The sequence below is a fragment of the Clostridium sp. 7_2_43FAA genome, from assembly GCF_000158375.2.
GTDB lineage: Bacteria > Bacillota > Clostridia > Clostridiales > Clostridiaceae > Clostridium > Clostridium tertium.
In genome coordinates this window covers 2,456,548-2,477,793 of sequence record NZ_JH815222.1, presented here as the reverse complement: position 1 = coordinate 2,477,793, position 21,246 = coordinate 2,456,548, and the positions used below count along the sequence as shown (strand labels likewise).

At 27.4% G+C, this 21,246-nt stretch carries 16 protein-coding genes and 1 other annotated feature; of the genes, 15 read left to right on the top strand and 1 reads right to left on the bottom strand.

Going from position 1 to position 21,246, the window contains the following annotated elements:
- Positions 1–366: 366 nt before the first annotated feature.
- The 10 genes from CSBG_RS13115 (at position 367) to CSBG_RS13070 (ending at position 13,794) form a co-directional block, all read left to right on the top strand.
- The gene (locus CSBG_RS13115) at positions 367–1,623 is read left to right on the top strand and encodes a CBS domain-containing protein (protein WP_008680243.1); all 1,257 of its coding nucleotides are present in this window, start codon (positions 367–369) and stop codon (positions 1,621–1,623) included.
- Between the two features lie 74 nt (positions 1,624–1,697).
- Positions 1,698–1,929, top strand: a binding site (T-box leader).
- Between the two features lie 121 nt (positions 1,930–2,050).
- Entirely contained in the window at positions 2,051–2,959 is a 909-nt protein-coding gene (gene cysK, locus CSBG_RS13110) for a cysteine synthase A (protein WP_008680241.1), read from the top strand.
- Between the two features lie 41 nt (positions 2,960–3,000).
- Positions 3,001–3,585: a serine O-acetyltransferase EpsC gene (gene epsC / locus CSBG_RS13105; protein WP_008680240.1), complete on the top strand. Its 585-nt coding sequence runs from the start codon at positions 3,001–3,003 to the stop codon at positions 3,583–3,585.
- A 221-nt stretch (positions 3,586–3,806) separates the two neighbouring features.
- Positions 3,807–4,796, top strand: coding sequence for a tRNA epoxyqueuosine(34) reductase QueG (gene queG / locus CSBG_RS13100; protein ID WP_008680237.1), 990 nt, complete (start codon positions 3,807–3,809; stop codon positions 4,794–4,796).
- A gap of 34 nt (positions 4,797–4,830) precedes the next feature.
- On the top strand, positions 4,831–5,535 hold the full coding sequence (locus CSBG_RS13095) for a lysophospholipid acyltransferase family protein (protein ID WP_008680234.1): 705 nt from the start codon (positions 4,831–4,833) through the stop codon (positions 5,533–5,535).
- An 8-nt stretch (positions 5,536–5,543) separates the two neighbouring features.
- Positions 5,544–6,194 (top strand): endonuclease III, encoded by a 651-nt coding sequence (nth, locus tag CSBG_RS13090; protein ID WP_008680233.1) that lies wholly within the window; start codon positions 5,544–5,546, stop codon positions 6,192–6,194.
- Between the two features lie 571 nt (positions 6,195–6,765).
- Positions 6,766–7,665 carry a D-alanine--D-alanine ligase gene (locus tag CSBG_RS13085; protein ID WP_008680230.1) on the top strand — a complete coding sequence of 300 codons (900 nt, stop codon included), beginning with the start codon at positions 6,766–6,768 and terminating at the stop codon, positions 7,663–7,665.
- 349 nt (positions 7,666–8,014) lie between these two features.
- On the top strand, positions 8,015–10,114 hold the full coding sequence (locus CSBG_RS13080; RefSeq protein WP_008680229.1) for a sodium-translocating pyrophosphatase: 2,100 nt from the start codon (positions 8,015–8,017) through the stop codon (positions 10,112–10,114).
- 399 nt (positions 10,115–10,513) lie between these two features.
- Positions 10,514–10,900 carry a BlaI/MecI/CopY family transcriptional regulator gene (locus tag CSBG_RS13075; RefSeq protein ID WP_008680227.1) on the top strand — a complete coding sequence of 129 codons (387 nt, stop codon included), beginning with the start codon at positions 10,514–10,516 and terminating at the stop codon, positions 10,898–10,900.
- Positions 10,900–13,794, top strand: a complete 2,895-nt coding sequence (locus CSBG_RS13070) for a M56 family metallopeptidase (RefSeq protein ID WP_008680225.1) — start codon at positions 10,900–10,902, stop codon at positions 13,792–13,794. Before CSBG_RS13075 ends, CSBG_RS13070 begins: the two co-directional genes overlap by 1 nt.
- Before the next feature lie 459 nt (positions 13,795–14,253).
- Here the strand turns inward: CSBG_RS13070 and CSBG_RS13065 are convergent, their stop codons facing one another.
- Positions 14,254–15,339 (bottom strand): hypothetical protein, encoded by a 1,086-nt coding sequence (locus CSBG_RS13065; RefSeq protein ID WP_008680223.1) that lies wholly within the window; start codon positions 15,337–15,339, stop codon positions 14,254–14,256.
- A 536-nt stretch (positions 15,340–15,875) separates the two neighbouring features.
- Here CSBG_RS13065 and CSBG_RS13060 point away from each other — a divergent pair.
- The 5 genes from CSBG_RS13060 to CSBG_RS13040 all read left to right on the top strand — a co-directional run.
- Positions 15,876–16,589: a response regulator transcription factor gene (locus CSBG_RS13060; protein WP_008680221.1), complete on the top strand. Its 714-nt coding sequence runs from the start codon at positions 15,876–15,878 to the stop codon at positions 16,587–16,589.
- Positions 16,579–18,138 (top strand): ATP-binding protein, encoded by a 1,560-nt coding sequence (locus tag CSBG_RS13055; RefSeq protein WP_008680220.1) that lies wholly within the window; start codon positions 16,579–16,581, stop codon positions 18,136–18,138. Before CSBG_RS13060 ends, CSBG_RS13055 begins: the two co-directional genes overlap by 11 nt.
- Positions 18,139–18,206: 68 nt before the next feature.
- Entirely contained in the window at positions 18,207–19,148 is a 942-nt protein-coding gene (locus tag CSBG_RS13050; protein WP_008680219.1) for a glycoside hydrolase family 25 protein, read from the top strand.
- Between the two features lie 300 nt (positions 19,149–19,448).
- Entirely contained in the window at positions 19,449–20,909 is a 1,461-nt protein-coding gene (locus CSBG_RS13045) for a VanW family protein (RefSeq protein WP_008680218.1), read from the top strand.
- Positions 20,910–21,080: 171 nt separating this feature from the next.
- Positions 21,081–21,246 (top strand): IS200/IS605 family transposase (locus CSBG_RS13040; protein WP_008680217.1); only part of this gene is annotated, 166 nt, incomplete at its 3' end.

Below are 21,246 nucleotides of genomic sequence, written 5' to 3'. Positions count from 1 at the left end.
TTATGTAGCAGTTCCTTTTTTTAGACTGATGACAAAGTAGCATCAGTCTTTTTATTTGAATTTTAAGTTTTGAGAATCAAAATATCCGTAAATTTTAACTATTCATTTTAAATTTTACATTCTTAAAAAGGTTGCCTTTTTAGGGTATTTTAATATAATATAGTATTGGAGATTGTATGTATAATAAAATGAAATAATATTTATTCTAAATAAATAAGGGGTGAATTTAAAATGGAGGGTGTCCCTCAGAGTAGTAACTTATCAAAATTGAATATTAGAGTTTTAGAGGAGATAGACTTCATTATAAATTAATCTTATTAATAGTTGATTCATTGTCTACTCTTCTAAAAGTGAGGAGGAAAAGATATGAAGAAACTATCAGTATTTCTATACACAAATATCTTAGGGAGAAAGATATATGACGAGTTTGATGAAAGCATTGGAGAACTTAAAGATATTTATGTAACTACTGAAGACGGATATCCAAGGGTAATTGGCTACAAAGTCAAAAGAGATGGATATACTTTTCACTATGAGTTTAGGAGTATTAATTTTTATCAACAAGACAATAGGATAAAAATAGTTACAAGAGGCAGCAAAGAAATACTCCCAAGAACATATTCTTACCTTTTATCAGAGCATCTACTAGATAAAAAAATAGTAGATATTAATGGCAAACAAGTAGTTAGAGTTGATGATTTAAGAATAGCTGAAATTGCAGGAGAATATAGGGTAATAGCTGTTGAAACTGGTCCTATGGCAAGATTTAGAAGAATGAATTGCGCAAAGTTTGGTAGCTTTATCTATAAGATGCTTAGAAAAGATTATGAAGATAGAGTTTTAATGTGGGATGATGTTGAATCTCTTGAAATGGTAGACAACAACTTACAAATAGCAGTACCATATAAAAAACTATCAACTCTTCATCCAGCAGACTTAGCAGATATATTAGAAAACTTAGATGCAAGTTCAAGAAAACAAATCTTTGAATCATTAGATGAAGATTTGGCAGCAGATACATTAGAAGAAATTGAACCTGAATATAAAGGTAGTATTATAAAAGATTTAAGTGAAACTAAAGCAGCTGAGCTTTTAGAAAATATGCCTAATGATGAAATTGCAGATATTCTAGACGAACTAGATGATGATGAAAGAGAAAAGATTCTTGTGAATTTAGAAAAAGAAGATGCAGATGAAGTTAAGGAATTATTAAGTTATGAAGATGAAGCTGTTGGTAGTATAATGAGTACAGACTTTATTTCATTTAATTTAGATATAACTGTTGGTGAAATAATTGATATATTAAGGGAAATGGAAGAACTTGAAGAAGATGAACTTTACAGGATTTATATTACTGATGAAGGTGATAGGATATTAGGCGATATAAGTCAATTAGATTTAATATTAAATAAGCCTAATGTTAAAGTTAAAGATATAATGAATGAAAATATTAATGTAATTAGACATGATATTAATATAGATGAAGCAATAGAAATTGCAGCTAAATATGATTTATTAGCTATACCAGTAATCGATGAAGAAGATAAATTAATAGGAGCTGTCAACACTCATGATTTAATAGATGAAATTTTATATCCAGTTTGGAAGAAAAAGATAAAATAGAAAGATTAAAGTGGGTTGACAATTAAAGCTTTAAGAATATAATGATAATATAAAACTTACTAAAATACTCAGAATTAAAAACTAAGAAAAAGAAGAGTAGTATAGAGGAAGGTTACAGAAAGAAAAGGAAGATGAGAACTTTTTACCTGCAATTTATATGAAGTGCACTTTGGAGTTGAAGTTTGAAATATAGTAGAACTTTCCGGTATCATCCGTTATAATGATGATGCATTATTTGCATTTATGAGTGAGATTAATTTATTAATCTAATTAGAGTGGAACCACGGAGCTAACTTCGTCTCTATATTGTTTAGAGACGAAGTTTTTAATTTATAATAGTTAATAAAATAGCGTGAATTAAAGACTATATATTGATATAGTAACTAAGTTTATTTTTTGAGTTTAGCTCAAATAGTAGGAGGAAATGATGATATATAATGGTGTATTAGATTTAGTAGGGAATACTCCTATACTAAAATTAAACAACCTGTCTGATGAAGATAGTGCAGAGGTTTATGTTAAATTAGAAAAATATAATCCTGGTGGAAGTGTTAAGGATAGGGCTGCTTTAGGAATGATTGAGAAAGCAGAAAAGGAAGGATTATTAAAAGAAGGTTCAGTAATTGTAGAGCCAACAAGTGGAAATACAGGTATAGCTTTAGCTATGATTGGAAGATTAAAGGGATATAAAGTTATAATTGTAATGCCAGATAGTATGAGTAAGGAAAGAAGAGATTTGATAAAGGCTTATGGAGCAGAACTAATATTAACTGATGGTGCAGAGGGAATGAATGGGGCTATAGAAAAGGCAAAAGAGCTTTCTAAGCAAGATAATTATTTTATGCCTCAACAATTTGAAAATTTAGCAAATTCAACAAAGCATTATGAAACTACAGCAGAAGAGATATGTTCAGACCTAATCAATTTAGATGTTTTTATTGCAGGTGTAGGAACTGGTGGAACTGTAACAGGAGTTGGGAATAAGCTAAAAGAGAAGATGAAAGAGATTAAAGTTATTGCAGTAGAGCCGATTAAATCACCAGTATTAAGTGGAGGAAGGGCAGGAGCTCATAATATACAAGGTCTTGGATCAGGATTTATACCAGAAATATATAATCCAGAGTGTATTGATGAAATAATAAAAGTTTCGGATGAAGATGCATTTAAGATGACGAAAGAATTTGCGGAAAAAGAAGGAATATTACTAGGTATATCATCAGGAGCAGCTATATTTGTAGCACTTCAAGAAGCTAAAAGACTTGGCAAGGGGAAAAAAGTCTTGGTAATAGCACCTGATGGTGGAGAGAAATATATATCAATGGGGATTTACGATTAAAATTAGTAATAAGTAATTTTAACAAAGGGAGGAAAATAGCTGTGTTTAAAAATTTAAGTTATGATATAAATAATATATTAGAAAGAGACCCAGCTGCAAGAAGTAAAATAGAAGTACTTTTGTTATATCCTTGCATCCATGCATTAATTGCATATAGAATAGCACATTTTTTGTACAATCATAAAAGATTCTTTTGTGCTAGATTATTATCACAATTAGCTAGATTTTTTACAGGCATAGAAATTCATCCAGGTGCTAAAATTGGAAAAGGACTATTTATAGACCATGGTATGGGAGTAGTAATTGGAGAAACAAGTGAAATAGGAGACAATGTCACTATATATCATGGAGTTACCTTAGGTGGTACTGGAAAAGAAAAAGGAAAGAGACATCCAACAGTAGAAGATGACGTAATAATTGGGGCTGGAGCAAAGGTATTAGGTCCAATAACTTTAAAAAAGGGGTCTAGAGTTGGAGCAAATACCGTAGTTTTAAAGGAAGTACCTGAACAAGCTACTGTTGTTGGCTGTGCAGGAAGAAATATCATTAGAAATCTTAATGATATAATTGAGGTAGTAGATGAAGATGGAAATAAAAAAACAATATATAATAACATGGTTATATAAAAGTTTATTATTATATAAAGATTAATTATTATATAAAATTTGATTGTTATATAAAGTTTTATTATTATATAGAACATTGATTATTGTATATGATATTGACTAGTGAAGATAATTTAATTATCAAAGTAGTTAGATATTATATAAGAAAGCAGAATATAAAAAAGAGAGTATGATTATATAGAAGTAATATGTTAAGTAATATAATTATATAGAGGTTCGTTATGATAAAAGAAGATATAATTAATTATTGTAACTCATTAGGGCTAGATACTTTAGGCTTTATAAAATGCAGGGAGTTTGCAGAACTTAAAGATTTCTTTTATGAAAGAAGAAAACAAGGACTTGAAAATGAGTTTGAAGAAAAAGATATTGAAAAGAGGATAAATCCTTTTAATTATATGAGTGATGGGAAAACTATTATATCAATAGCTTTCCCTTATCTTCATGATATAAATTACTTTGATAATGGTTTTTCAGTTTATACAAGAGGAAAAGATTATCATAAAGTAGTAAAATCATATTTAAGTAAAATATGTGAATACATAGAAAGTATTGGTGGAAAGGCCAATTCATTTGTTGATAGCAACTTTTTACCTGAAAGATATATAGCTTATTTAGCGAAGGTTGGATTTATAGGTAAGAATAATATGATTATTACAGAAAAGTATGGATCATATGTTTTTTTAGGAGAAATAATAACTGATTTAGAAATCAACTGTGATAATGAAAGAGGTTTTAATGAAATTTCTCTTTTTAAAGAATGTGGAGAATGTGATAAGTGTTATAAAAGTTGTCCAAGTAAATCTATAAATGCATATAGAAAAAATAGTAATATATGCGTTTCATATTTTACTCAAAAGAAGGATTTAGAGGATAAGCATATAAAATTATTAAAGGGAAGAGTTTTCGGCTGTGATAGTTGTCAAAACTGTTGTCCATATAATGAAGATATAAGTTTTTCAAGTATAAGTGATTTTTATCCTTTTGATTTTATGAATAAGGAAAATGCACTTGAATTAGCAAATATAAATAATAGAGAATTCAAAGAAACATTTCTAAATACTTCTTGTGGATGGAGAGGAAAAAATGTTTTGAAAAGGAATGCTTTAATTAAAATTAGGCATAATAATGGGGATATAAGTGATATAAAAACTGATTCTCCCTATTTAAAAGATTATGTTGATAGACTTTTAAATAGTAATAAAATATAATATTACATATAACAATAGGAAGTGAGGGAGATTAATGTTATCACCAACATTAGTAAAGGTAATAAATGTATTACCAGAATCATTAGTAGTAAAGATAACAAAAGTTATTGTAAACAAATATTTTAAAAAATATGCAAATATTAAAATAGAAGGATTTGAAAACATAGAAAAGGCAAGTGGACCTAAAATATTTATATGCAATCATTTAAGTAATGCTGATGGGTTAATCTTGGATAAAGTACTTAGAGAAAAGTATGATCCAACATTTGTTGCAGGAGTAAAACTTTCAAATGATCCTGTAACTAGATTAGGAACAGCTATGATTAAGAATGTTGGTATTAAGCCTAACTCAGCTGATAAAGAGGCCATTACAAAGATAGTTAAGCTTGTTAGAGGTGGAGAAAACTTAGTTATTTTCCCAGAGGGAACAAGAAGTAGAACTGGATCAATGATTGAAGGGAAAAAAGGAGTGCTGTTAATTGCAAGGCTTACAAAAGCTCAAATAATACCAATTGGTATGTATGGAACTGAAGTCCTTTTACCTATAAATAAAGATGGTGATATGGGTGGAGAAAAGTTTAATTATGCAGATGTAAATATTAAAATTGGTGATCCTATCACATTACCAGGAAAAGAAAAGGATGAAGATAAGCATGAATTTGATGAAAGATCTATGCAATATATAATGAAGTCAATTGCAAACTTGCTGCCTGAAAAATATAGAGGAATATATAAATAGGTGATTTTATGAAGCAAAGAACAAAAACAATATTAGAAACATTGAAGGAAGATTATCCAGATGCAAAGTGTGAATTAAATCATGAATCAGCATTTCAGCTTTTAGTTGCTACTATACTATCAGCTCAAACAACTGATAAAAAAGTAAATGAAGTAACCGAAACTTTGTTTAGGGATTATCCAGATTTAGATTCATTTTTAACTCTTACAGTGGAAGAGCTAGAAAAAAGAATAAAACAAATTGGATTATATAGAAGTAAAGCAAAAAATCTAATAATGATGTGTAATCAACTTAAAGAAAAGTTTAATGGAGAAGTGCCAAACACTATGGAAGAAATAACTTCATTAGCTGGAGCAGGTAGAAAAACTGCTAATGTAGTTTTATCAAATGCTTTTGGAGTGCCATCGATAGCTGTAGATACTCATGTATTTAGAGTTTCAAATAGATTAGGACTTGCAGATTCTGATAATGTATTAGAAGTAGAAAAGCAACTACAAAAAGAACTGCCTAAAAGGGAATGGAGCTTAGCACATCATTTATTAATTTTTCATGGAAGAAGATGCTGTATTGCTAGAAATCCAAAATGTGAAATTTGTAACTTAACAAAGCAATGTAAGTATTATAAAGAAGTTAATAAAAAGGAAATTAAAAAGAAATAATCAAAGAAAGTTATAAAGCTAAATTGAGTTTTAAATTAAAAAGTAATAAAAATGATTATGAAGATAAATTGAGTTTGTAATTAAGCCTAATGAATTAGAAAAATAGATTTAAAGTTAACATAAATTTAAAGATGAGATGGATAAGAACATAGCTATCAAATACCATTTAGTTCAAGACTAAAGGTATCTGATGATGATCTTATTGAGGCTTTTAAGTTAGTTTTATAACAATATTTTAAAATAAATTCATTAATACAAGTATAAAGTTCCTACATAAATAAATCTATAAATGTAATCATAAAAAAGATGTAAAACTGAAATTTGAATATAGCAAGATAGATATAGGATAATTAGTGTAATAAATAATAAATCCTATATCTTTTTTTATTTTTAAAGAAATTATATTAACTTTAAATTTAAGGATAATTTTATGAGGATAATAATCCTTCATAGTATGAGAGTGGAATTTTAATTTTAAGTTTACTTTTATTACTTTAATCATAGACTGTATAGTGATATAATAATTAAAGATTTAAATCAGTAAATTTTATAGTAAAATGGAGGACTTGTTATGAAAGTTGGAGTTTTAATGGGGGGAATATCTTCAGAAAGAGAAGTATCATTAAATAGTGGAAATTCTATGATGCAACATATAAATAAGGAAAAGTATGAAGTTATTCCAGTTATTATAGATAAGAAGGAAGATGTAATAGAAAAAGTAAGAGATATAGATTTTGCATTATTAGCTTTACATGGAAAATTTGGAGAAGATGGTACAGTTCAAGCTGTATTAGAAACTTTAGGAATACCATACTCAGGTTGTAATACATTAAGTAGTTCATTATGTATGGATAAGGATTTAACAAAAACGATTTTAAAAGCTAATGGAATAAGAACTGCAAGATGGCTAAATGTTAGATCAATAGAAGAAATTGATTATGCTGCAATAGAAGAAATAGGATATCCAGTGTTTATAAAGCCAACTAATGGGGGATCAAGTGTTGCAACATTTAAAATAACAAAAAAAGAAGATGTTGAAAATGCAGTTAGAGAAGGTTTAAAGTGGGATAATGAAGTTATGATCGAAGAATTTATAAAAGGTGATGAAATAACTTGCCCTGTATTTGAAAATGAAATGTTCCCAGTACTTGCTATAAAGGCTAAAACTGATTTCTATGATTATGAGCAAAAATATTCTGCAAATGGAGCTGAACATTATGCAATAAACTTAGAAAAAGATATTCATAGTGAAGTAGAAAAGATGGCTCTTGACACATACAAGGCATTAAAATGCTCTGTATATGCTAGAATTGATATGATAATTACAGAAGAGGGTGTTCCATATGTATTAGAAGTTAATACTTTACCAGGTATGACAGCAACTAGTCTTTTCCCTCAAAGTGCAGGAGAAAAAGGAATAAGCTATTCTGAGTTTATAGATATGATAATAGAGCATTCATTAAATAAATAGAACGATAGTAGATAGGTATGATTTTTAAGGCGAAAATCATACCTATTTTTTATTGAGATCTGTTTTAACTTATAAGAAAGTATTACTGATATATCTAGTAATTAGCTAAAAAGGGTATAGTGACTAAAATTACTCCAAATATAATTTTAGATATTATATTTAGTTTGTATTTTGATTTGTAATTTTTATATACTAAAACATCATAATTTAAATTCTTAAATAAAGACATCAATTAATTGTTCAATACTTTATATTAAATTTCTATTAGATTAGAGTATTTTCCTAAAGTTTGAAACGTATAATAAAGTGAAGCTAATATATTTATATTAATATAATAGGAGGAATTATAATGAATTTCATTTTCTTAGTTTTACTTGGTTCTGTCTTGGGTTTAATCTTTGCAGCTTATCAAGCATACTCAATATTAAAAGAAGATGAAGGCGATGAAAATGTAAAAAGTATTTCAATTAAGATTAGGAAGGGAGCAAATGCATATCTGACAAGACAATATAAAGGAGTAGCAATATTTTTTGCTTTAATGTTTATTATCTTTTTAGTATTAAGCCTCTTTGATTTTGTATCAATATTTGTACCCTTCTCTTTTGTAGTTGGAGGATTTTTATCAGGACTTAGTGGGTTTATTGGAATGAAGGTTGCAACAAATGCAAATGCAAGGACAACTACTGCAGCTAAAAAGAGCTTAAATGGAGCATTAAAGGTTTCTTTTAAAAGTGGCTCTGTAATTGGTATAGTGGTTGTTTCTTTAGGATTACTTTATATAGGACTTGGGTATTCCTTCTTAGATTGGTATTATAGAGATTTGATTGAAGCAGAACGTGTAGTTAAAATTACAACAAATATACTAACATTTGGTATTGGGGCATCTTCTATGGCGTTGTTTGCAAGAGTTGGGGGAGGAATATTTACTAAAGCAGCAGATGTTGGAGCAGACTTAGTTGGAAAGGTTGAAATAGGAATTCCAGAAGATGATCCAAGAAATCCAGCGGTAATAGCAGATAATGTAGGTGATAATGTTGGAGATGTTGCTGGAATGGGTGCAGATTTATATGAATCTTATGTAGGTTCATTAGTTTCATCTTGCGCTTTAGCAGTAGCAGCAGGTTTATCTACTAAGGGGGTAGCTGTTCCTTTATTAGTTGCAACTTTAGGAGTAGTGGCATCTATTTTTTCTACATTCTTTGTTAAGACTAAAGAGGATGCAACACAAAAGAATCTTTTAAAAGCATTAAGGAGAGGTGTATATATATCATCAATTATTGTAGCTATAGGTTCATTCTTCATAGTTAAAACTGTAATAGGAACTGAGAATATAGGAATTTATTTTAGTATATTATCAGGTCTTATAGCTGGAATACTAATAGGATTTTTCACAGAATACTATACTTCAGATAATTATAATCCAACAAAAAAATTAGCTGATATGACTAAAACTGGACCTGCAACTACTATAATAGGCGGTTTGTCATTAGGAATGGTATCAACTGCAATTCCAGTTATAATAGTTTCTTTATCAGTTTTAATAAGTTTCAAGTTATCGGGTGGATCAAATGATTTCAACTTAGGATTATATGGGATAGCTATTTCAGCAGTGGGTATGTTATCAACCTTAGGAATAACACTAGCAACTGATGCTTATGGTCCAATTGCAGATAATGCAGGAGGAATAGCTGAAATGTCAAATCAAGATCCAGAGGTTAGAAGAAGGACAGATGCATTAGATTCACTAGGAAATACGACAGCAGCAACAGGAAAAGGATTTGCTATAGGATCAGCAGCACTTACTGCTCTTGCATTTATAGCAGCATATAAGGATTCTATTGAAAATATGGTGAAAAGTGGAGCTTATGAATTTGAATTTAATTTGTCTATATTAAATCCTCAAGTGCTTATAGGCTTATTTATCGGAGGAATGGTTACATTTTTATTTTCTTCAAAGACAATGGATGCGGTTGGACGAGCTGCTTCTAAAATAGTTGTAGAAGTAAGAAGACAATTTAAAGAAATACCTGGGCTTATGGATGGAAAATCAGAACCGGATTATGCTTCTTGTGTTGATATTTGCACAAAATCTGCTCAGAAAGAACTTGTAACAATAGCTATAATAGCAATTTTAACACCACTTATAGTTGGATTATTATTAGGGCCAAATGGTGTTGCAGGATTATTAGCAGGTTCTACAGTTACTGGTTTTGCAGTTGCAATTATGATGTCCAATTCAGGTGGAGCATGGGATAATGCTAAAAAATATATAGAATCAGGAGTGTTAGGTGGTAAAGGGTCAGAGTGTCATAAAGCTGCTGTAGTAGGAGATACAGTAGGGGACCCGTTTAAAGATACTACAGGACCATCAATAAATATATTAATTAAGCTTATGTCTATGGTATCAATAGTATTTGGTGCTTTAGTACTAGCTTTTGGAATGCTTTAGATTTATTATTATTTCGAGTTTAAAGAAGTACTGACTAAGAAAAATTAATCTTAGTTGGTGCTTCTTCATTTTTTATATATTTACAAAACTTTAAATAATATTAATTAATTTTTTGCGGATTAAGAATCCAATAATATATAAATGTTTTTTATAGTATTTAAAAATAACAAAATATTTAAAAGTTATATAATGTTTAAATACTATATTGTTTTAAAAAATTACATAATGATTAAAGTGTGCAGAATATTTAAAGGATAAATAATATTAAAATTTATATAACAATAATAAATATAAAATAATGTTAAGAAAATATTTACATGTGTATATTGACAGTTAAGGATTACATTTGTAAACTAAGATTATGAATTACATATGTAATTAAAGATGGGGGAGAGATTTATGGGGAAGTTACCTAAAATATCTGATGCAGAATGGGAAGTTATGAAAATAATATGGGCTTTAGGGGAAGCAACATCAAGTGAAATTATTGAAGAGCTTAAAGGAAAGCAGCCTTGGAAAAGCACAACTGTAAAAAGTCTTATAAGTAGATTATTAAATAAAGATGCTATAAGTTTTAAAAAACTTGGAAAGGAATATTTCTATTTTCCTCTTGTATCAGAAGAAGAGTGTATTAAAGAGGAAAGCAATTCCTTTATAAAGAAAGTATTTAATGGATCACTAAATGAAATGATATTAAACTTTGTAAAGTCAGATAACCTAACTAAGGAAGATATAAATGATCTAAGAAGCCTATTAGATGAAAAATTTATATCGGGGGAAAAATAATGGATTATCTTAAAATAGTTAATTATATTTTAGAGACATCTTTAGTTGGAAGCTTATTAGTAGTTTTAATTTTAGCATTAAGACTACTAATAAAGAATCATATGAAAAAGTCAATAGTATATTATTTATGGTTTATTTTAATATTAAAGTTATTAATTCCATTTAGTCCTGAAAGTAAATTTAGTATATATAATTTTGTGAACATTAATACAGAAGAGTCTCTAATATTAGAAGGAAAAAACATTCAAAATCAAACCGATAACAAGCCTATAAGCGACATTTCAATTATGCCTAATTTAAATTCCTTAGAAATAAATGATAAAACGGATTACGAAAAGAATGAAGATGGAGATGCAGTAAGTAAAAATTTGAATAATAGCATAACCGAAAGTGGTAAAAATAATTTTCAATTCAAGCAAATTTTATTTACTATTTGGTTAATTACTTTTTCAATAATTTTGATTAAAATAATCACTTCATATATAAAACTTCAGATGAATCTTTTAAGAGAATATAAAAAATACAACAACTATGATCTAAATATATCAATAGAAGAAGAGATAAAACTTTTATCTATAAATAATAAATTAAATAAATTAAAGATAAGAATATCTAATGAAATAGGAAGTCCATGTATCTGTGGAATTCTAAATCCTAAAATACTAATTCCACTTAAATTAGCTAGTAATATTAATGAAAAGGAAAAGAAATATATAATATTACATGAATTATGCCATTATAAAAGAAAAGATGTATTTATAACATGGTTAAGTTCTTTTATAAAAGCTATACATTGGTTTAATCCTATAATATATTTAGCTTTAAACATTATGAGAAGCGATTGTGAAGAAGCATGTGATGAGATGGTTTTATCAAAACTAAATAATAATGAGAATAGAGATTATGGTAATGCGGTTTTAAATGTACTTCAATATGTGAATATTAAAAGTCATGAGCCTGGGACGATATCAATGATTACAGGCAAGAAAAAGTTAAAAGAAAGAATAAGAAGTATATCTAAAAATAAGAAGTTTAGTTTCAAAACTGTTCTTGTTGGAGGAGTTATTATCATAGCTTTAGGAGTAGTAGGATTAACGAGTAATATTAGTAGCAAGCATATAGATGAAATAGATAAAAATAAAGTAACAAGTATTAATATTAAAGTAATGCCTTCGCCACCTAAGCAAAAAGTAATATCCAAAAAAGAAGATATCGATAAAATAGTAAAATATTTAAACTCAATAAAGATTAAAGATAAAAAACAAGAACTTTATAAAGGGTGGGAAGTTGCTATATCAATTTCAGGAAAAGAAAAGTATGACATTAGCTTTATAGGTGAATATATAAATGTAAATGGAATTGAGTATAAAGTAAGTAAAGATGAAATGAAAAAATTAAGAAGACTATACAATTCCTTAAAATATGAAGAACAGGATTTAAAAGATGATAAGAAGGAAAATGAAGAAAATAAAAATTCAAATCAAAAAGGATATCAAGAGTTTGTAGATAAAGTAAATTCAGATAATTATAAAATTGTAATAAATAGCAGCTTTGGGGGATTTATATCATTACCAAGCAATATTGATACATCGAGTGTATTATACGATGGTTTTAATAAATCAAAAGAAAATGGATATGATTTGACACCTTACCTTGGAAAGCCAGCAGAAGCATACTCCTTTTCTTTAGATATAGTAGATGGACTTCAAGAAGTAGTAGGAATTATATGTGAAGATAAATTAGTTGCCTATTGGTTATCTCCTATATTTACAAGCAAAGGAGATAATGAAATTAATAAAATTCTTGAAGCTTTAAAATATGAAAAAGCAGAAGAGGGCATAAGCTATAATTATATAATTAAGAGATTAATTAGTAATGGAATAAAGGTAGAAGAAATAAGTAAAGAACTTTCTAAAACTAAAGATGGTGGATACAGTGCAGAGTTATATAATATAAAGATAAATGGGGATAATGCCACAATTTATGAATACAGTGATGAAAAAGCCGCATTAAGTGAAATAAGTCTATTTAATGATGATGACTATTATGAAGTAAATTATTCTGATGAAAATATAGTTATAGATATAGGACAACTTACTTCAAGTAAAAATGTATATTTAAGGGATAATGTTATTTTTTTATACAATGGAGATTCAAATGAAGTGAAAGATGAATTAACATTAAGCTTAGGTGAAGCTTTAAAGAAACAGCCCAAAGATCAAATAGTAATATCAGAACAGGATTTATTTCTTAGATATCCGTCACAATGGCTGAATCTAAAAGAACCTAATGAAGTGATTATTGGAAATGAATCTTATAAAATAGATACTAGATTTATTAAGCAATATAAAAATGTATGTGAAGTCCCAGTTAAAAGAGATGATTTACTTTATAGAATGAGAAGCTTTGATGATGAAATTTTATATGTAAATTGGGATGATAAAATAATTAAAGATAAAATTATAAAAACTAAAATAGCAAGAGATGAATTTATAAGAGTTGTTAAAATAAAAAATGGATATATAGATGCAAGTAAAGTCTATCCTGAAATAGAAATAGATACGGATGATAAAACTCTAATTGGTAAGAAACTTTTTGAAGAATATATAAAAATTCATACAACTAATTGGTTATTTAATTTAAATAATGATTTAAGAAAAAAAGCAGAAATAACGGTAGCAGATAGTAAAGTATATGATGTGATTTTATCTGAAGACGGAAAAAATATATTTACTGTCAGTATATCATATGATATAAAACTAGCAAAAGAAGGTAAGGGATGGATTGCAGGAACTGGAGTTATAGATGGAGATTGGATAAGAGAAAAATGTAATATGGTTGACATAGAAAAAACTGGTGAAAATAAATACAGGATTATAAGTATTTATAATTGATAATTTGTAAAATAAAGATTTCTTATAAATATTATTAAAAACTTTCTATAAATATCATGTAAAGATATTAAAAAATAATAAATAGAATAATAAATAGAAATACCTCATTATTTAAAAATTAAATGAGGTATTTCTTTTATTTTGATTTAATTAGAAATATTTTGACATCAATACAGAGATATTAATAGTTAAATAAACTATATGAATGTGTTTTAAAAAATTGTTGTTAAAATAATTATATAGTTTTTGCTAGACTATTATTTAAATTTATAAAATTATAGTTAATAATAGCATTTTGAAAAAAAGTTTATTATTTATTATTAGAATCCTTTTATCAAATCAAGAAATACCTTAAATTAATGTATTGATATACAATTGTTTTGCATAAAAACAAATAGTCTAAATAAATGATTCCATTTAATATTTAAAGAAAATAATTATAATGTAAGAGGAAAAAAATTAATAGTTGCCGGTTGAAGTATATTGATATATTAATTTGTAGTTAGGAAAGTTCTTTATTTTTATATAAGTTGATTTTAAGGATAAACTTTTAAATAGTAAAAGCTGATTTAATGAATAGATTTTATAATCATTTTTGAAATCAAGAATATGCCAGTTTAAATAGTTTTCTAAATACTTAGTTGCAACACCTTTAAACCTTACTAACCATCTTTTTATATTTAAAGAAAATTTATGTATAAAGATGCTATTAGAAGGTAATGTTTCATTTATATTTTTTAATGATAAAATGTTTGAATTCGTTAGATTATTAGAATCTAACTGATTAATTACTTTTGAAATAACTTGTGAAGATAGTGGAAAAACAGTATTATTATGATTTTTTGCATAAATATCAAAGTACCTATCATTATAAGCAGATATAATTGAAGATTTATCGATGTTTTTAGAAAAGTTTTTGTTAATAGCTACTAAAGATATGGATCTTCTACTAATTGCTTTTGAAATAAGTGATTTGTTACTATCCATTGCACAAGCTATAAAAATATTTTCTTTATTATAATATCTAGCTTTTTTATCCCCTTTAAAATTTTCTTTAATAATTATTTTACTTACTTCTATATAATTTTTTAATACACTATAGTTATTTGATATTTGAGTGACTAAGAATTTATGCCTCCAATAGAAAGAAGTAGCCAAATTAATTCCTAAAATAGATGAGCACTTTCGTAAAGAAAATTTATTATTCATAAGAATTAAATATTTTAACCAAAGCTCCAATGGCTTTTTTGAGTTACTAAATATGGAGTTTGTTTTTTGGGAAAAGGTTTTACAACAATCTTTATTGAGACATTTAAATCTCTGTAGTCCTCTATATTTTCCATACTTTATGAAATTGTTAGAATTACAATTAGGACATGCCTGTATCTTTTTATCTTTTAGAATATCAATTATGGATAGTTCATTAAGATATAATTCGACTTGCTTAAATTTATTACTAATCTCATTATTAATTTCATAACCATAATAATTATTATTAATATTACTATTATAACTATAACGATATAGTGTTGATGGTATTTCCATATTGCTATCTCCTTTAAATAAAAAGTTATTTGTACCAGATTTGCAAACAAATATATATATAATTTGTTTATTTAAATTTTTAACTTAAAATTTGAACTTTAATCAAAAAAATATGATGTCTTTAAAATTTGGTTATCAAAAACAACAATTTTTTAAAACAGATTGCTATAGAGATAAAAACTATATATGAGTAGTCGGATGTATAATTATGAAATCATAATGACTAATAATAAATAGGGTTTAGAAATAATAGGTATTAATTTTAAAAATATCTAGGTTGGTTTTATAAAAATTAACATTATATATTTTTTAATAGATAAATTCATTTATTAATTTATTTATGTACATGAAAGTATATAAATAATCTTTCTAAACTGTTTTTAATAGATACTGATATATTAAGGTTTTTTTAAGAAATTATAAAGTTTAAAATTAAGATATTTTAATTACAATGTAGATAAACAGTGAGAGTATAAATTAAAAGAATTCTTCTTTTGTGGTAAACTAATTTTAGAAGTAGAGAGGAGTGGATTTTTTTGAGTAAAGAAAGAATACTAATAGTTGATGATGAAAAGGAAATTAGAGATTTAATTGATATATATTTAAAGGGTGAAGGATACGATACAATAAAGGCAGAAAATGGTGAGGAAGCATTAAACATACTTTCAAGCAATGATGTGGATTTAATAATTTTAGATATAATGATGCCTAAGGTAAATGGCATTGAAGCTTGTTTGAAAATAAGAGAAGAGAGAGAAATGCCTATAATAATGTTATCTGCAAAGTCTGAGGATATGGATAAGATATTGGGGTTAAATACTGGAGCTGATGATTATCTAACAAAACCATTTAATCCATTAGAATTAGTGGCTAGGGTAAGATCACAACTTAGGAGATATAAGAGGTTTAATAATACATTAGCAAAGGAAGAATTAGTAGTTAAGCAAGATAATGTATTAGAAATTGATGAAATAAGTATAAATCTAGAAACTCATGAAGTTTTTAAAGATGGGGAGGAAATAAAGCTTACTCCAACAGAATTTGATATATTGGTCTTGCTTGGTGAAAATAGAGGGAAAGTGTTTAGTATTGAAAATATATATAACAGCGTTTGGAAGCAAGAGTTTATGCAGTCTGATAATACAGTTATGGTGCATATAAGGAAGGTAAGAGAAAAGATAGAAGAGGATCCAAGAAAGCCAAAGTTCATAAAGACTGTATGGGGGGTAGGCTATAAAATTGATAGGTAAAAAGAAAAAGGAGAAAGTTAAAAAGGAAAGAGTTGGGCTTATAAAGGGAATAAGAAACTTAATTTTAAAGATTTTTTATAAACTTTATAATTCAAGATTAGGAGTTAAAATTAGAGAAATTTTAGAGTGGATCTATAGGAGAATAGAAAAAAGTATAAGGTTTGAATTAATGCTTGTTTTTGCTATATGTTTTTTAGCAGCTTTTATGTTTTATGGATTTGCTAACAATGTTTTATCTAAAAATAAAACAATAACTAATCTTGAATATGATACTGGAGAAGTTCAGTCACAGGCTAATTCTATTGCAAAGGAATTAAGTGGGGAATATGGATATGAAATAGAAAGTATTAAAGAAGAAGAACAAATAAAAGAAGTGTTAAATAGATATAATGATGGAAAAGCTAAAATTTATTTGACGGATTTAGATGGCAAAATATTATTTAAGGTTAATGGTGAATTTCAAGAAAAATTAGACATATATGCAATAATAGATAAAAGTAATTCTGTAGCAGAAGACGGAAGTGAACGAGTTTTTCTTTATCCAGTAAATATAGGAGCTGATAGGGCTTATCTTATATATTCAAAGATACCTGTTCCTTATATATCATATGACTATTATGTAGATGAAAATTCATTTTTAGCACTTGTATTAGCTGTTATTATGTTTATATCTATATTTATTATAGTAACGAATAAGAAAATGAAGTATATAGAAGAAATAGCCTCGGGGGTAAGAATTATATCAAATGGAGATTTATCATATAGGATAGAAGAAAAGGGAAAAGATGAAATAAAAAAATTGGCTGAAAATATAAATAATATGGCATCTGAAATAGAGAGTAGAATTGATGGTGAAAGAAGAGCTGAAAAGACTAAAAGTGAGCTTATAACAAACGTTTCACACGATCTAAGAACCCCTTTAACATCTGTAATGGGATATATAGGACTTATTAAAGAGGGAAAATATGAAGATGAGAATATGATGAAGGAGTATTTGAATATAGCTTTTAATAAATCAAATCAACTTAAGGAATTAATAGAAGATCTATTTGAATATACAAAACTTAATAATAAAGGAATAGCTTTAGAAAGAACTAAAGTAAATATAGTCGAATTTTTATCTCAAATAATAGAGGAGTATATTCCTGTATTTGAAGAAAATGAAATAGAAGTAGTTAAAAAGTTTGTAGATGAAAAATGCATGGTAGAAATAGATGCAGGGAAAATGGTTAGAGTATTTGAAAATTTATTTTCGAATGCAATTAAGTATTCATTTAAGCCTGGAAATGTAATTGTATCTTCATATGAAAATAACGGATTTGTAAATATTGCTATAAAAAATAGAGGGGAAAATATACCACAAGAAAAAGTAGAAAGATTATTTGATAGATTTTACAGAGTAGATGAGGCGAGAAATTCTAATACTAAAGGAAGTGGTCTAGGTCTTGCTATATCTAAAAATATAATAGAACTTCATAACGGAAGTATATGGGCTGAATGTGATGGTAATGATGTGAGTTTCTTTATAAAGTTAAAAGTAATTAGATAATAAATACAAGTAACCTTTAAGAATAATTGTAATAAACTAATATAGAGAATATTTTTCTTGGAGGAAAAATGCAAAATAAAAATCCCAATAGTAGATTTGGAATAGACATAAATGAATACACACAAGATGTTAATTTTCAAACTCTAGCAAGAACAATAGATTTTTTGTATTTAAGAGCATCTGGCTCAGGATCAGGAAGATTTAGGGTTGATAGGAAATTCTTGGAATTTGCTAAAGCAGCTAGAGATTATGGAATACCAGTAGGAGCATATCATTATGCTTTACCTTCATATGATTTGACTACTGCAGATTCTCAATGTGACGAATTCATAGACATATTACAGGAAGGTTTTGGAGAAAAAGATTACGGAGATTTATTTCCAGTAGTAGACGTTGAAGCACCAATAGATAACAAAATAAGCACAAAAGCATTAATTGATTGGGTAGATAGATTTAGGAAGAGGTTCGAGAGAAAAACTAGAAGAAGATTAATGCTATATACAGGAGCTTTCTTTATAGAACTGTATAATGATTTTAAATTACCTAATGGAACACAGCCACTAAAAAATATGCCTTTATGGATAGCTATGTACACAAATGTTCCAGTCAATCCACCATATCCTCCAAACTTAGGCGGTTGGACAAGATGGAGAATATGGCAATTTAGTGAAGGTCAAGTTGTTAATGGGGTAGGAAATCCTGTTGATGCTAATTGGGGGCCTGATAATTTAGATTTGCTTATGCAGCCAAGGCAAGTAAGAGATTTAAGAGCTGTTAAGGAAGGCGGATTATTAAAGGTTTCATGGAGAAAAAATGATGATGTAGATTTATTAGGATACAATATTTTTGTAAATGGATATTGGATAGGAACGGTGGGAAAAGACGACACAAGTTTCCAAATAAGATTATCTGAATTGCCTGTTAAAACAACTTCACCTGTAAATGTAACTATAGAAGCTTTTGATTATGATGGAGAAACATCTCGAATTAGAACTAAAGTTACTGTATAGTATGTTCTATATTAAAAAAATAGAACATTGAAAACATTAGAAATAAAATTAGTTAAAAAAGCTTATAATATTAAAGTTATTATAATATTATAGGCTTTAATTATTTTATATTTATTTGGTAAAAAAATATGAAAAAACTTATTAAGTATTTAATTAAAGTTTGTTATTTTATTCATATAAATATATTAAAATAAACTGTAGAATATAATATAATATTAATGATATAGTAATATTATAATTATAGGAAAAATATTATTTTCATAATTTATATTATGCTTATTTAGAAAAGGAGTGGGGCAGTTGGATGGACAAAAAAAAGACAATAAAAAAATAATATCTCCTAAAAATAAAAATACAATAATAGCTGCAATAATTATAACTATAGTAGTTATAATAGGAATCATAGGTTATATTTTTTCAGTAAATAATAGAGTAGCAGCATGGGAGAATAAGGTTTATCCCGGAATTACTGTATATGGTGTTGATTTAGGTGGCTTAAGCAAAGAAGAAGCTATTAAATCTTTAAATGAAAAACTATCAGGTCTTATTATGGACAAGAAGCTAAATGTTTTAGTTGGTGACAAGAAGGTAGAATTGTCATATAGTCAAATAAAACCTAAGTATGACACAGAAGTAATAGCTGAAGAAGCTTTTAATTATGGTAAAGATGGTGGAATGTTTGCTAAAAATTCATTAATTAAAAATGATGATAATATTAACATGGAAGCTAAGATTACATATGATGAAGAAAGTTTAAAAGCTTTTGAAGAAAAAGTTAAGACAGAAGTAAATGTTGCACCTAAAGATGCTACCATAGAAATAAATTCAGGAAACATAGTTGTTACACCAGAAGTTATTGGGAAGAAAATAGACGAAGAAGAGCTTCATAATAAACTAATAGAAAGTATTAATGGAGATCCAACTAGTATTGTTGAATTAACATTTGAGTTAAAGGAAGAGCAAGCAAAGGTAAAAGCAGAAGATTTAAACAAAATAACTGGAAAGATAAGTGGTTATAGCAGTAGTTATAAAGATACTGGAGATGGTAGAGTTAAAAATATGCAAATTGCAACTCAAATTGTTAATGGAACTATAGTGATGCCAGGAGAAGAGTTTAGCTATAATGAATTAATTGGAGATACAACTCCAGATAAGGGATATGAAAAAGCTAATACATATGTTGGCAATGAAATTGTACCGGATTATGGTGGAGGAATATGCCAGATATCAACAACTCTTTATAGAGCAGCAATGAGAGCAAATCTAAGATCAACTGAGAGAATGAATCACTCCCTAACTGTTTCTTACTCAGAACCAGGATTAGATGCAACAGTTGCAAATGGTGTGATAGATTATAAATTTAAGAACTCATACGACTTCCCAGTTTATATTCAAGGATATGTAGGTGGAGGAACAGCTTCATTTAATATATATGGTAATGTAGAAGCTATGGGTGGAAAGACTTATGAACTTGTAAATGAAGTTCATGAAAAATATAATCCAGAAGTTAAGTATGAAGATGATCCAACTATGGAAGCAGGTACTGAGAAAGTTGTATCTTATGGAATGCCAGGATATAAGGCAAGCTCTTATCAAATAACATATAAAAATGGTGTTGAAGTTGATAGAGAGTTTATAGCTACAGATGTTTATTTAACAACAGATACAGTTATAAAAAGAGGAACTAAAAAGAAAGAAACACCTCAAAAACCAGCTGATAAACCACAAGCTCCAGCTGGAGATCAAAAACCAAATCAATAAGTAAGAGGAGAATGGATTAAATAAATCCATTCTTTTTTTTGTATTTAGAATACCACAGGTTCGACCTGTGGTTCCGGAAAGCTTCTAGCGGTGAGTAGAAATAAAAAAACCTCCGTTGTAAAATTATAGTAGGTTTGCCGACCACAACTATAATACAAGGAGGTATCCAATATGGATAATAGTAGTTTAGCACATAGTAAATGGAATTGTAAATATCATATAGTTTTTGCACCAAAGTATAGAAGACAAATAATTTATGGAAAAATAAAGATTGATATAGGAGTAATATTGAGAAAGTTATGTGAGCAAAAAGGAGTAGAAATAATAGAAGCAAATG